Source organism: Trueperella sp. LYQ143, from assembly GCF_046599595.1.
Classification (GTDB): Bacteria; Actinomycetota; Actinomycetes; order Actinomycetales; family Actinomycetaceae; genus Trueperella.
Window position 1 is genome coordinate 67122 of sequence record NZ_JBKIWR010000005.1, and the last position, 13863, is coordinate 80984.

The 13863-nt window shown below is 54.3% G+C and carries 14 protein-coding genes; 7 read left to right on the forward strand and 7 right to left on the reverse strand.

Annotation, left to right across the window (positions count from 1 at the left end; translation table 11 throughout):
- Nucleotides 1–112: 112 nt before the first annotated feature.
- Nucleotides 113–796 carry a uridine kinase gene (locus ACLHIL_RS03130; protein WP_411296492.1) on the forward strand — a complete coding sequence of 228 codons (684 nt, stop codon included), beginning with the start codon at nucleotides 113–115 and terminating at the stop codon, nucleotides 794–796.
- 61 nt (nucleotides 797–857) lie between these two features.
- Here ACLHIL_RS03130 and ACLHIL_RS03135 read toward each other — a convergent pair whose 3' ends face one another.
- From ACLHIL_RS03135 to ACLHIL_RS03165, 7 genes are all read right to left on the reverse strand, one after another.
- A complete protein-coding gene (locus ACLHIL_RS03135) occupies nucleotides 858–1187 on the reverse strand; it encodes a hypothetical protein (RefSeq protein WP_411296493.1) in 330 nt (109 codons plus the stop codon).
- 261 nt (nucleotides 1188–1448) lie between these two features.
- Nucleotides 1449–3008 carry a lysine--tRNA ligase gene (gene lysS, locus ACLHIL_RS03140; RefSeq protein ID WP_411296494.1) on the reverse strand — a complete coding sequence of 520 codons (1560 nt, stop codon included), beginning with the start codon at nucleotides 3006–3008 and terminating at the stop codon, nucleotides 1449–1451.
- Between the two features lie 2 nt (nucleotides 3009–3010).
- Nucleotides 3011–4039 carry an HAD hydrolase-like protein gene (locus tag ACLHIL_RS03145; protein WP_411296495.1) on the reverse strand — a complete coding sequence of 343 codons (1029 nt, stop codon included), beginning with the start codon at nucleotides 4037–4039 and terminating at the stop codon, nucleotides 3011–3013.
- A 1-nt stretch (nucleotide 4040) separates the two neighbouring features.
- A complete protein-coding gene (gene panD / locus ACLHIL_RS03150) occupies nucleotides 4041–4472 on the reverse strand; it encodes an aspartate 1-decarboxylase (RefSeq protein ID WP_411296585.1) in 432 nt (143 codons plus the stop codon).
- A 5-nt stretch (nucleotides 4473–4477) separates the two neighbouring features.
- The gene (gene panC, locus ACLHIL_RS03155; RefSeq protein WP_411296496.1) at nucleotides 4478–5314 is read right to left on the reverse strand and encodes a pantoate--beta-alanine ligase; all 837 of its coding nucleotides are present in this window, start codon (nucleotides 5312–5314) and stop codon (nucleotides 4478–4480) included.
- A 9-nt stretch (nucleotides 5315–5323) separates the two neighbouring features.
- Nucleotides 5324–5512: a hypothetical protein gene (locus tag ACLHIL_RS03160; protein ID WP_411296497.1), complete on the reverse strand. Its 189-nt coding sequence runs from the start codon at nucleotides 5510–5512 to the stop codon at nucleotides 5324–5326.
- Nucleotides 5513–5667: 155 nt separating this feature from the next.
- On the reverse strand, nucleotides 5668–6438 hold the full coding sequence (locus tag ACLHIL_RS03165) for a Rossmann-like and DUF2520 domain-containing protein (RefSeq protein ID WP_411296498.1): 771 nt from the start codon (nucleotides 6436–6438) through the stop codon (nucleotides 5668–5670).
- 111 nt (nucleotides 6439–6549) lie between these two features.
- On the opposite strand from ACLHIL_RS03165, the gene dhaK reads away from it, so the two are divergent.
- The 6 genes from dhaK (at nucleotide 6550) to ACLHIL_RS03195 (ending at nucleotide 13835) form a co-directional block, all read left to right on the forward strand.
- Nucleotides 6550–7548, forward strand: coding sequence for a dihydroxyacetone kinase subunit DhaK (dhaK, locus tag ACLHIL_RS03170; RefSeq protein ID WP_411296499.1), 999 nt, complete (start codon nucleotides 6550–6552; stop codon nucleotides 7546–7548).
- Nucleotides 7549–8160, forward strand: coding sequence for a dihydroxyacetone kinase subunit DhaL (gene dhaL, locus ACLHIL_RS03175; protein WP_411296500.1), 612 nt, complete (start codon nucleotides 7549–7551; stop codon nucleotides 8158–8160).
- Nucleotides 8153–10603, forward strand: a complete 2451-nt coding sequence (gene dhaM / locus ACLHIL_RS03180) for a dihydroxyacetone kinase phosphoryl donor subunit DhaM (protein WP_411296501.1) — start codon at nucleotides 8153–8155, stop codon at nucleotides 10601–10603. Before dhaL ends, dhaM begins: the two co-directional genes overlap by 8 nt.
- Nucleotides 10604–11611, forward strand: a complete 1008-nt coding sequence (locus ACLHIL_RS03185; protein WP_411296502.1) for a hypothetical protein — start codon at nucleotides 10604–10606, stop codon at nucleotides 11609–11611. It abuts the gene before it with no gap.
- A 618-nt stretch (nucleotides 11612–12229) separates the two neighbouring features.
- Nucleotides 12230–13048: a ribonuclease E inhibitor RraB gene (locus tag ACLHIL_RS03190; protein ID WP_411296503.1), complete on the forward strand. Its 819-nt coding sequence runs from the start codon at nucleotides 12230–12232 to the stop codon at nucleotides 13046–13048.
- 232 nt (nucleotides 13049–13280) lie between these two features.
- Nucleotides 13281–13835 (forward strand): DUF6892 domain-containing protein, encoded by a 555-nt coding sequence (locus ACLHIL_RS03195; protein ID WP_411296504.1) that lies wholly within the window; start codon nucleotides 13281–13283, stop codon nucleotides 13833–13835.
- The last annotated feature ends 28 nt before the right edge of the window (nucleotides 13836–13863 follow it).

A 13863-nucleotide genomic window follows, 5' to 3' on the forward strand; every position in this document is an offset into this window, starting at 1 on the left:
ACTTTTATACGACTCTGAACAGCGGAAATACTATGGCGAGCTGTTGTTTGTGCGGTCTGCCCATCGCGACACTCCGCGGGCGTTGACAGCGTCTTTTCGCTAGACTTGCACCATGTCAACGCCCCTTTCTGACGACGGATTATTTGACCTTCCCGACTCCGCACGAGAGCCGAACGCCAAGGTTCTCCTCGTCACCGGCGCTTCCGGATGCGGGAAAACGCGCTTCACCTCGCGCACTGGCCTCCCTGTCGTTTCTCTTGATGATTTCTATTACGACGGTGATCGCCCTAATATGCCGCAGCGTCACGGGATCATTGATTGGGATTCCCCGGAAACCTGGGATCGGCAAGGAGCGGTGAACAAACTCGTTGAACTGTGCACAGTGGGCGAAGCCGTGCTGCCGGTTTACGATATTCCCTCTAACTCTCGCGTCGGCGAACGGGTCGTTTCAATGGATGGGCGCCGGATTCTCCTAGCAGAAGGTATTTTCGCCGCAGAAATTATTGACGATCTGCGTGCCGAAGGTATCCTTGCCGACGCGCTGTGTATTCGCCGCCCGCGCTTACAGACCTTCTGGTTTCGCCTGATGCGCGATCTGGATGAGGCACGCAAACCGTTCTTTAATTTGGTCCGACGGGGTATCTCGCACTATCTGAACGAACCCAAGATGTATGCCGAACTTGAATCCAAAGGGGCGCGCTCGGTTTCCTATACAGAGGCGCACGAGACGCTCACTCAAATGCTGGCAGCTCTGCGGTGGAAGTCCTCCGCTCAGCCCACACCAGGCAAAGACTGAGCAGATCTTCCATCTGTTCTATAACATAGCGATTCGATATATTTGCGCGACCCACACAGATTTACGACGTCACAAGGAACGCGATAACAATAAGGATCACAGCGCACGTTAGGGCACATCCCAGCGCTATGCTTCGCTGCCGAGTAGTAAATCCCCGAGAGCTAAATAGCCCCATGCGCCCGCTGACGATCATATACGCCATAAATATCGACAACAGCAGCCAACTAAAAACGAGATACCAGTTGGCGGAAATCGTGTCGAAGAATCCAGCTCCTTGGCTGACCCCGATGAGCCCTTCAATGATCGCGTAAAGAAGGGTAAAAACAAGGGTTAATCCCACGACACGACCGATCTTTTTAGGCGTGTTCACCCGCTCGTAGTTCTGAGTCATTTCCTCCTCCTTCTGCGATTATCTACAGACTGAATGGGTGGAGATAAAGTAGCTAGCAGCGCTATATCCACAGATCCCAGCTCGCGTTATCGCTATTCTCCATTTTCACACACGTAATACGTATGTGACGGCTATCATATTCCACGGCGATCCATCGCGTAAAGGTTATATAGAAAATAGCCTCACATTCCGAAGAATATGAGGCTATCTCACGTCAGAAATACTGACGTACTACAACGGGATCGCTACCTCCCAGGCGCACTATGCACGCGGCTTGACGAAGGGGAAGAGAATCGTCTCGCGAATCCCCAGACCCGTCAGAGCCATAAGCATTCGATCAATCCCCATACCCATGCCACCTGAGGGCGGGAAGCCTTGCTCCATCGCCTCTAAGAATTCCTCATCAAGCTGCATAGCTTCAGGATCGCCTGCTGCCGCTTCAAGGGACTGCTGAGTCAAACGTTCACGCTGAATAACCGGATCAGCCAACTCGGTGTACGCCGTCGCCGTTTCAATACCGCGCACATACAGATCCCACTTCTCCGTCAGCCCTGGCTTGCTGCGATGGTTACGGGTCAGCGGAGAGGTATCCTCTGGGAAGTCGCGAACAAAGGTGGGCGCCCACAACTTCGAACCAACCAGCTCTTCCCAAATATCCTCAGCAACCTTGCCCGCTACGGCATATTCCTTCACAGCAATATCATGCGCATTCGCAATCTGTACCAGCCGCTCACGTGGGGTAGAAACCGTCACTTCCTCCCCCACTGCCTCCGATAAAGAGGTGTACAAATCGAGCTGCGCCCACTGACCACCCACATCATACTCAGTACCATCAGCGAGCGTGACCGTCGTAGAACCGAAAATATCCCGAGCAGCATTCTGAATAAGATCCTGGGTCAGCTCGGCCATCGTATCGTAGGTGGCATAGGCCTGATACGCCTCCATCGCAGTGAACTCCGGGGAGTGCGAGGAATCCGCGCCCTCATTGCGGAAGATCTTACCGATCTCATACACCCGCTCTAAACCGCCAACCACAGCCCGCTTCAGATGTAGTTCCGTGGCGATGCGCAGGTACAAATCTTGATCGTAGGCATTGATATGTGTTTCAAAGGGACGCGCCGCCGCGCCGCCATGTAAGGTCTGCAGAATCGGCGTCTCAACCTCTAAATACCCGCGCGCATCAAAGGTATGCCGGATCGACTTCATCATCTCGCTGCGTACCCGCACGATCTCGCGAGCACGAGAGCGCGTGATGAGATCGAGATGGCGCAACCGCACCCGCGTCTCCTCATTGAGTGCCATTTGTGTGCCATCTTCTGCGGTGTACGTCTTAGGCAGGGGACGAATTGCCTTTGCCGCCAGCTCCCACGAGGTCGCAAACAGGGATAGCTCCCCCCGCTTCGAAGCTCCAACATATCCCGTCACGTAGAGATGATCGCCTAAATCAATATCGACTTTAAGATTATCCAGGGATTCTTGACCGACGTTTGCCAGCGAGAAAATCACCTGCATCCGCTCACCCGAACCAGACTGAATCGAAACGAAAGCAATCTTCCCCGAGGGACGGAACAGCATCACTCGCCCAGCTACAGAGAACTGAGTATCCGTCAGTTCCTCCCCTGGGCGAACAACCACTCGCGGATCATCCCCCGTCTGGCTATCTTCTGCCACCACATGATACTGGGCCCGAATTTCCTCAATCGTCGCCGTAATATCCAACTGCGGCGGATACGGATCACGGCCACTTGCTAAAAGACGGGCGCGCTTTTCCTTACGGACGGCAAGCTGGTCGGACGTGTCGTCATATTCAGTGTGTGCCATGGTTAAATCTGGTCCTTAATGTAGGTGGGAATAATATCCGCGATACTGTTCAATACGTAATTGGGTTGGTCTTTACGCTTCCGCTCCCGCGCTTTATCGCGCATTTCCTCGCTGGTAACAACCAGCGCACTCGGGATACCAAAACGTTTTGCCATCCGAATATCTGCACCGAGGGAATCCGTGACCAACAGCGAATGTTCGGGTTTAGCTGGCAGATCTTCAAAGATCAGATCTAGTAGATCGGTTGCCGGCGATCCAAGATTCTTCGTCACTCGCGAGCGCGTGGCAATTTCAATAGCCGTCACCAAAGGCAGCACGCCGGGAGCTGACGTCCCATCAGCATTTCGGCACAGTCGGCGCAATGAAGACGTCACCACGTCTGCCCCATTTTCCGTCACCGCAATGAACGCATCATTGAGTTTCGCATACGAAAACTCGCGATCCATAGCCACAAACACCACATTGGCCTGACGTGGATCTGCCGTGATAGCAATACCAGCTTCCTGCATCTCGTGCTGTAAGGCTTCATCCCCAATGAGGTAGACCTGAGCCCCGGGATAGGAGCGGGCAAAATACGCAGAGGCTAATTTTCCTGGCGTGACGATCTGGCTCGGCTCAATCTCAATACCTTCACGCGCCATCGCCGCAATAAATTTCTGCGAGGATACCGAGGACGTCACCGATAAGAAACGCACCGGGCGGCGTAGCATGTGCAATGCCTCAATCACTGTTTTGATATGAGACATCTGCTGGCTTTGCGCAAATAGCGATGCGTCGATATTGAGCAAATATGCCCCAAAGACTCGCTGTGGCGCACCTTCGACCATCACGTCGAGATCCGCAATCTTCTGTGAAATTTCCTCGGCAAGGGCGCTATCTCCAGCCGGACCAGAGACTTGTTCCGTCTCCTCCACGCCGGCGGGGTTGACGTGCGAAAAAGCGGTATCTCGCCGATCTTTTCGATCTTTCATATCCCCCAACAGGACTTTCGGGTGGACCTTGAGAACGCGCGGCAACTGAAAACGAGGCATGTCACTCCTGTTCAGAATCAACGGGCAAAGCGGATGAATGTAAGTTGTACGGGTTATTCGCTGGCACTCGACCTGGATCGCTCCCGCAATCACAGATCTGATTGTGCTCATCAACAAAGACGACGCGGGGGCGGAAGTGGCGCGCCTGCTCGTCATCCATTATCCCGTAGCACATGATAATGACGAGATCGCCTGGGGATACTAGCCGAGCAGCAGCTCCGTTAATCATTATCTGCCCACTGCCCGCTGCGCCTGCGATAGTGTAGGTGGTCAACCGATTACCGTTGGTCACATTTACAACATCCACCTGCTCACCAGGCAGAATATCTGCAGCACTGAGAAGCTGTTCGTCTACTGTGATCGAGCCGACGTAGTTGACGTCAGCGCCAGTGACAGTTGCTCGATGAATTTTACCCGTCACCATGGTTCGCATGCGGCTCACAGATCAACCTCCATATTGTCGATCAAACGTGTTTCGCCAACCCAAGCCGCCGCAACCAGCAGCGTCGGTTCGGTGGATTCCGGATCGCGCTGAGCAAAGGTTTGCGGATCAACAGCATGGACGTAATCGACCCGCACCCCTGGCGCGTGTGCCAAATACTTGCGCGCTGCCGTTCGAGCCGCACCGGCCGTGCCCTCACGCTGCCCAGCAACAACACCGGCCCGTAAGGCCGCCGAGATCGCCAACGCCTGTTCGCGTTGCGCCGCAGAAAGATAGGTATTGCGCGAAGAAAGGGCTAAGCCGTCATCATCACGAGCAATCGGCACGGCTCGAATCTCCACCGGCATATTGAGATCGTCAACCATAGTGCGGATCAGCGCTAGTTGCTGAGCGTCTTTTTGCCCGAAAAACGCGACGTCTGGAGCTGTTAGCTGGAATACCTTGTGAACAATCTGGAGCACGCCCGCAAAATGCCCAGGGCGAGTTGCCCCTTCCAATACCGTTGCCATCGGGCCAGGATCAATACGAACGAGTGGCGGATGTGGGTACATCTGCTCGTCCGTGGGCATAAAGACGATATCTACGTTTTCCGCTTCACATACTGCCAGATCTGCTTCCCGAGGGCGTGGGTAGGCAGAAAAATCCTCATGCGGCCCAAATTGCAGGGGGTTGACGTAGATCGAAACTATCAACACCTCGGCAGCCTGGCGGGCCTGACGCATGAGCGAGGCATGACCCTCATGCAGAGCGCCCATCGTCATCACCAAGGCGCGCGTGCCATGATGGCTTGCTAAAGCCTGAGCAAGTTCTCCTCGGGTTGTACAAATCTCCACAACGGTAGTCTATCGTTCCGCCCGCATACGCCAGAAGCCACAAGTCATGGCGTTTAACTCATTCTCCGTCAGCATATCCATAGCATGAGATGTGGGATCCGTATCCTGAGCTGACTTATCCTCAGCCACTCCTTTTCCCACCTTTGGTAGACGTATTGAAGTTCCGTCGGCATTATCGGCGAGTTCCGTCAGCATCATTAGCGAAAAATTCCCGTGTTGTATCTGCGCGATTCCGCTGCCGTAAACCTATGTGCCGTCATTACAAATGGCGTCGTCGAACCCCACATTAGAGCACTCAGTTAGCTGGGCGCATCGGCTGAATCACCGAATGAATCTCCCGCTACTTCCTTTACCTATTCATCATCGGATAGATCGGCTGAATCACAATCCGAGGTGACGGGTGAATCACTCGTCCACCGAGAAAGATCCTGCCCCATCGCGTATGGCCCTGTTCGCAGCGCCGTCTCCAAGGCATCATGCGCAAGAGCATAGGCCAGCGCGGCGGGATCTAGCACATCACATTCCGCAAGCTGACGCACCGCCTGACCGACGCATACCTCAATCTCATCGCACATCCGCCCCAAAGCACGCCCATAGGCCGGACGAGACTGCTCAGGGATAATCACCGCTTCTGCGCCCATCTCGGCAGCCAGCGCAAGACCAATTGGCTGAATTGCAGGAGATGCAGTTACCGCAAAGAAACATCCAGATAATCGGGCGACATCTAGTGAGGTCCCGCTGAAACGCATTGCCGGATGGAGTGCTAACGTCATTACCCCACATTGCGCTGCCGGCTCAAGGACGTTCACCCCGAACAGTGGGCTCGTATGGACCAGGATTTGCCCTGCCCGCCACGCCCCCATCTGCGCTAAACCCGCAACGGTCGGAGCGATTTCCGCGTCATCAATTGCCAAAAGAACAAGATCAGCCTGCGCCACAATATCGAGAATCTCACGAGCCGGCACTCCGGGCAGCATAGCATCTAACCGATCTACCGCCTCAGGGCTCGGAGCATAGGCACCAATAATAGTGTGCCCGACCGCGCGCAGCGCGCTGGCCATCGCTGTTCCCACTCGACCCGCAGCAATAAGCCCAATCCGCATTCGTCCCGTCTGTGCTTTCACACGGGCATCCTATCGTGCAACGATGCGCTCCTCACTCTCGCCGCATTTTACGTGTTCGACCAGCCATATTTTGCTCTTTCACCTGCTTGCATTATGTGATTGACTGAAGAAATGAAGAAATTCATCAACTGCCCCAACGATGTGGTCAGTGAAACACTCGCCGGTATGCGCGTTGCACATCCGCATGATCTCCGTATTGATCTGGATACGCGAGTTATTTATCGGCGCCATCCCAAAACCCGTGGCGTAGCCCTGATTTCTGGCGGCGGTTTTGGCCACGAACCACTTCATGGCGGTTTTGTCGGCCGCGGAATGCTCGATGCTGCCTGCTGCGGAGAAGTCTTTACCTCCCCCGTCCCCCAGAACATACTTCACGCAGTTGAACAGGTACATACCGCAGACGGCCTTATCTTCCTGGTGAAGAACTACACCGGCGATGTGATGAATTTCGAGATGGCTGCAGAATGCGCTGCCGATATGGGGATCGCCGTGGAAACCGTCATTATCGCCGATGACGTCGCCGTCCAAGATTCGCTCTACACCGCTGGGCGACGCGGCATAGGCGGCAGTGTATTCGTGGAAAAAATTGCCGGTGCGGCAGCCGAGCGTGGGGATACGCTAGCGGAAGTTGCCGCGCTAGCTCGATACACCGCCGATCACACCCGCAGTTTCGGGCTGGCATTGAACGCATGTACCGTCCCCACTACTGCCGCCACCTCTTTTGATCTGGGCCCAGAAGAAATAGAACTCGGCATTGGTATTCACGGCGAACCCGGGCGGTGCCGCGCTGCCTTCACTAGCGCCCGAGAACTCGCCCCGCAGATCGTCGAGCCGATTATCTCGGATGCTGATTTTTCTGGCGGGCCGGTTATTGCCTTATTAAGCGGGATGGGGGCTACCCCAATCTCTGAACTGTACTTGATGTACGGTGAAATCCATCGAGTTCTCACTGATGAATACGGTATCGACGTGGCGCGTCACCTCGTCGGTAACTATGTGACTAGTCTGGATATGGAAGGATGTGCGTTGTCGTTACTGCGCGCACATAACGACATCATCGACTTATGGGACGCCCCTGTGGCAACGACGGCACTGCGCTGGGAGGCATAAATGACTCACACCCAAAGGTTTATCGCCTGGATGGAACGATTCGCCGATTTAGTGGACGAACATGCTGGAGAGCTAACCGAGCTTGACCGGCTAATCGGCGACGGCGATCATGGGGTGAACATGGTTCGCGGGATGACTGCCGTGCGGGCGCTATCTACCGAGGAATTCGCCGACCCCACCGAGTACCTGAAGAAAGTCGGCCTGACGTTAGTAGCCCACGTAGGCGGTGCCGCCGGACCACTATACGGAACATTCTTTATGAAAATGGCCGCAGCACTCCCCCATAAAGATCTCGACGCCCCTGGCTTTATTGCCGCCCTAGAAAACGCCGTGATGGGTGTGCAAACCCGCGGAAAAGCAAACCGTGGAGATAAAACCATGCTTGACGCACTACTGCCCGCCGCAGAAGCCGCCCATGCTCATCCCGAATCCCTGTCGGCTGCTATTAGCGCCGCGCACACTGCCGCATGTCGAGGTGCGCAAGCCACAATCCAGATGATCGCCCACAAAGGACGCGCCTCCTACCTTGGCTCGCGCTCATGCGGAGTACAAGATCCCGGTTCGGCTTCCAGCGTCCTACTATTGCACGCCGCGGAGGTACTTGGTGAGTAACGTCGGCGTTGTTGTCGTATCTCATTCAGCCCCGCTAGCCCAAGCCGCTAAAGATCTCGCACTGGAAATGAGCCCGAATGCGCATATCACCCTAGCTGGCGGAGTCGATAGCGCATTCGGCACAAATGCACAGCGTATTGCCGAAGCGATTGAAGAAGCCGATACTGGAGCAGGTGTCGTCGTCCTGCTCGATTTAGGTTCGGCCGTTATGTCCACCGAGATGGCTCTGGAATTTATTGATCCCGCCCTCGCCGAACGGACCCTTATCGTGCCAGCGCCTCTCGTTGAAGGGCTCATGGTTGGTGCCGTCAGTGCCGCGATGGGATCTTCTCGCGAGGAGGTTGCCCGCGAAGCCATGCGGGCACTAGAGGTCAAACGAGCTGAACTCCCCGCCCCAGAAGATATTGATACCGGCACCCCTTTCACGACGGAACTGCGCGAAATCTTCGACCCACTCGTCACTGCCTCAACCTCGCCCACCACTTTGGCACATCCCTCGTTACCCGAATATCAGGACGTGGGCGATACCGAATGGATTTCCCGACGTTTTACCGTCACCGATCCAGCCGGACTTCACGCACGCCCAGCCGCCGCCTTAGCTGCCGGCGTCAGTGCCTTAAAAGCAAAGGTTCGGATAAGCCACGAAGCAGCCTCCCGCGGTCCATCCGATGCCCGATCTATCACCGCAATCATCGCACTCGGCGTGCAAAAAGGCGACGAGATTCTCGTTCAAGCGAGCGGGCCGCAAGCTCGGGACGCACTTGACATTGTTGAACAGCTAGCACGTCGGGGATGGGCAACCGACGGAGAAAATCCACTGCCAACCTCACCGCTGCCCGCACACCAGCGCACCCCTGGTTCCGGGCTGGAAATCGTCGTCGGCCCAGCATTAGTGTGGCGCCCGCAGCGCAGCACTGATCCGAACGCCGCAGAAGTAAGTTTCACCCAAGCGAGCGCTATCGTGCGCCACTACCTGGAATCACTTGGGCATGATCCAATCTTGGCCCTGCAAATTGGCCTGCTCGAAGATATTACTTTTACCCGACGTATCGAAGAGCAAATCCATATTGGTATCCCCACAGAGATCGCTATTCGGCGCGGAACAGCGCAAACTGTGGCGCTCTACCGCGATCTGCCCACCGATTATCTGCGGGAACGAGCCGATGACGTTCGCGCACTCGGGGAGCTGCTCATCAACGCGGTTCGCGGTATTCCGCTTGGTGGGCTATCTGAAGCTATCGCGCAGTGCACGACTCCGCCTGTCGTGGTCCTTGACGTATTAACGCCCGCCCTCGCCTCCGAGATTGAAGCCGGGCGCGTTGCCGGTATTCTCACAGCTTTAGGCAGCCCTACTGGCCACGGCGCGCTGATCGCCGCCGCCCGCGGAATCCCGATTCTCACCGGAAACGCTCAAGCTCGGCACGTGCGTTCGGGGCAAGAGATTGCTCTCGAACCTACCTCTGGTTCGGTCACCATAGATCCTTCGCGCGCTGAACTTCACGAGTTACTAAAAGCCTATAAAGCCCAGCAAGCTCTGCATGATGAAGCCCGGCAACACGCACATGAACCTGTTATCTATCAAGGAGATCGGGTTATCGTCGCAGCAAATATTGGCATTGAATCGGACGCCCACGTCGCCCACGACAATGGAGCAGACGGATGCGGATTAGTGCGCACCGAAATACTTTTTGCACACCTAACATCGCTACCCAGTATTGCCGAGCAATGCGCCGCTTTCGAGAGTATCGCTTCACAGGTGGGATCTTCACAGCCAATTAATATCCGGATCTGGGATGTCGGCGCCGATAAACCTTTGCCGTATTTTGCGCAAGATCCCGAGGATAATCCTTTCCTCGGCGAACGCGGTATTCGTCTGTTACGCCGTTATCCGCAGGCACTACGCGAGCAATTTCGGGCGATTATCCGCGCCCGACGCCATGCTCCCGTCAATGTCATCATCCCGATGGTTACCACAGTTAGTGAGCTAGCGTGGGCACGCGAGTTATTTACTCAGGCCTTGGCTGACGAGGGGGTCAATCCGGCGGATTCCCACCTTATTCCCGAGTTCGGTATGATGATAGAAACTCCCGCTGTTGCCTTACAGATCGCGCAATATGCACCTGCCGTTGATTTCATGTCAATTGGAACGAATGATCTGATCCAATATATTGCGGCCGCTGACCGAGCAAATAGCGCAGTCGCCGAGATAGCCCACGATTGTGTGGATCTGGTATTAGATCTCATCCATCAGATAACGACGCGCGTTTCTTGCCCGGTGGGAGTATGCGGAGATTTAGCGTCAAATGCTCAATACATTCCTCAACTTCTCGCATCTGGGGTGCGTGTGTTATCCGTCCGTCCTGGGCTGGTTCCACATATTAAAAACGCTGTGCGCCACGCAGGCGAACATCTCGTATCATCACCACCAAAACCGGAGGATTAAATGGATACTCCCTCGTCTGACTTTCTCCCGGAAGATCCGAACGCAATGATCCTATGCTCGTCTGCAGATGGCGCGATATTGCAATCATTCCCGCGTGGTGCGCTTATTACACGTTGGCAACCAGCCGGTCACCCGCATCCACTGCTGTGGTGTTATCGCCCTGACGATCCTGCGGGGGCTTCCCCAGGCGAAGATGATTCTGCGCACCCAAGCGGGCGGGTTTCTGATTCACCCACCAGCTCACCCGCCATCTGCGCCCTGAATCCCGCGGTTGCTCCCGCACCCCCACCGGCGAATGACGCTTGTTATCCTGAACGCGGCGGGATACCAATTTGTTTTCCGTGGATTGGCGCCGGACGCGGTAACCATTACAGCCCTCATCACGGGCTGGTCCGTAATGCCCCGTGGCGGCTGGGCACTGAGCCGGATTCTGAGGGCATGCACATCGGTTACCGTATTACTGCCGATGACGTGGTAGGTAGCGAGGAAAGTGGGCAATGGTCAGCTCAGCTCCACGCCCAATGCACCTCCGATACCCTGTCTCTGGCTTTCACCGTCCATAATATTGGCTCGCAACCCATGAGCTACGAGGCCACCCTGCATACGTACCTGGCAGTCAGCGATGTTCGGCATATTACCTTGCATGGATGCGATAACACAGATTATCTGGACGCGACGACGACACCATATACCCCGCGCACTCACCACGGACCGCTACACATCACTGACCATACCGATTCTGTCTTTCATTCATCCGACCCTATCGACCTTATCGACCCGCAGTGGGAACGCCGCCTGCATATCACGAAAGAAGGCTCCGCAGATACGATCGTATGGAATCCGGGGCCAGAGCTCGGGGCACAGACGCGCGGAGTTGGGCCGCAACAATGGCGTCATTTCATCTGTGTGGAAGCGGCGAATTTCCGCGAGAATGCCATCTGGCTTGCTCCCGATGAGAGCCACACTCTCCGTCAGCATATTCAGCTTATTTCTCTTGCTGAGTCCTGACGATTATCTCCGAGCATACGAGCGGGCGTTAAGAGCATAGCTGTCTGCTTCTTTTTCATGGTAAAGACGAGGAAAGCTACCACTATACTGCGGATATTCCAGAAGAATCTGGCGTACCCGAACGATTAGCGTCTGGCAATTTGACGAACAATTTAATCCGGGTCGGGAACTCTGGCACATTTTACGGCACATGACTAGCACTCTGTAATGCGCCGTGATTCGTTTGATTGCTGGAAAAGATGGATCTGAGCTTTGATTACCCACTCTGGGTAGATTCTGAGTTTGCCCCGATCTCGGCTTACTTCTTCATATATCAGTACCTCGGCGATAAACCCTCCGATGAAAAAGAGGAAGCACAATTCGTGGAGATTGCCCGCTGCAGAAAAGTTCAATAGCTGACGTAGGCAATGGATAAAATACCGGAGCAATCAGGACGTCTCATTGCGTGAAAGCCAAAGACGGCTGGCGGCACTCATAGCAGATATTGAGGTATCGGGGTTGCCCAGAATTCCTTGCTGGAGGGTTTCTGGGAATGTATAGATGATCCGGTCTTTTCGCAAAGCCATTACCGAATATCGCTATTTGATAGCATTAAACAACGCCGGAGGGAGCAGAACAATGGGGTTATTTGATATGTTTCGGCATGAGGCTAAAGCCGTGCCTGAATCCCCTAAATATGAGGTAACGACGCTCAACGAAACGCAGCAAAGCACCGTTATACATTCCTTGAAAACTGCTACTGAGGATTTCGGGATCACCTCGCTTGCTGAACTAGATGAGTATTTCTATCAGGTGCGAGACCAATGGCTGGCTAGCCCAGAATCACAGCGGGGTGACCCATTTGCCTTGATTATGACGATTGGGATCAGAGCGGGCTATACCCTTAGCCAAAACGCGAACTTATGCTGGCGTTGGTATAAGGATGCTCACGGCGAGGAGATCGCGCTCTATCACCCACAACATCCGGGCGGCCTGCGTGAGGTCATCTTATTTCCAATCAATGCGATGAAAAAGCGCTGGTATGGGCAAACTGAAGGCTGCCCATCTGAATGGGTGAATCATTCGATGAACGCACTGTATGCCCGAGTTTGGGATGATCCGCAAGGTAAAAAGGACGATGAGGAGATTCTGGCAGTTTTAGCGCAACGAGTTGATGTGACCAAGCCCAGGGATCAGATTCATTTCCTGTATTTTACTCATCAAGACTCGGCAACTAAGGCTTTAGAAGTTGCTGGCAAATCGGGTTGGTTGCCCTATGGTCAGCAGCCGCACCACATCGGGGCAGATCAAGAAGGTTTCAATTGGCACGTTGCAGTGCATCGTGAAGATACAGCGGTAAATTCGGAGACGGTGGCGCAAAATAGAATGTTTTTCAGCAAACTCGCGTGCGATTACCACGGTATCTACGACGGCTGGGAGGCGTGCGCCACTGATTAGCGTCGATATAGAAATCTTTTATCGCGCATAATGCCTCCAACTGCGGCGCTTTGGATCATGCCATTGGGCAGCAGTAGCTGCACGTAACCCGTCGGCACATCAGGTTACGTAAATTTTTAAGCCCGCAATCTGCTGTGGGTTATACCTTGGTTTTGAGTGACGATCCTAAGTTCAAGCAGATATTATTTTTTTTGGGGAGGAGGGTGGCAAAACCCAGAACCTCAAATTACTAGTGAGGCACGCCTTTACGGAGATCTTCATGCTGTGGTCTAGGAAAAAGAAGAATGACGGCGCACAAAAGCCTGGCAAATCGAGTGATTCTCAATATATCGCGACTAATGCTCACTCCTTAGGTAGTGAAGAAGCCACCTTGCACTTTGATAACCTCAACTTCAAGCTGGCCGTCATTGAAGTATTGATGTATGACCTAGGGCTACTCCAGCCGAGCTTTAATATCTTTGACTTTGCCAATGCCCACCCCGACGAAGGGATAGATACGGAGAGCACGCAGATCATTCAACCTGCCCTTGAGTTCTTCAAATCCCTCACAATCCCCGCTTCATTAGCGCCGTATGTGGAAACGATCTATATGGATGGCGGTAATGAGACGTACATGAACATCGTTCCGCAATGGGACGGCGAGGATGACTCTTTTGATCTCAACGCCGTCACTTTAGAAGAGCTGAAACAGTTTCCACATCTGACTCAAGCAACCATTATGAGCAGCAACTACCAGAGTGTGAAAGCAGTTTTCACTGCTGCGGGTATTGAGGTAGAGCAACTCTAATGGCATATTTAGGCTGTTTTATGTATCG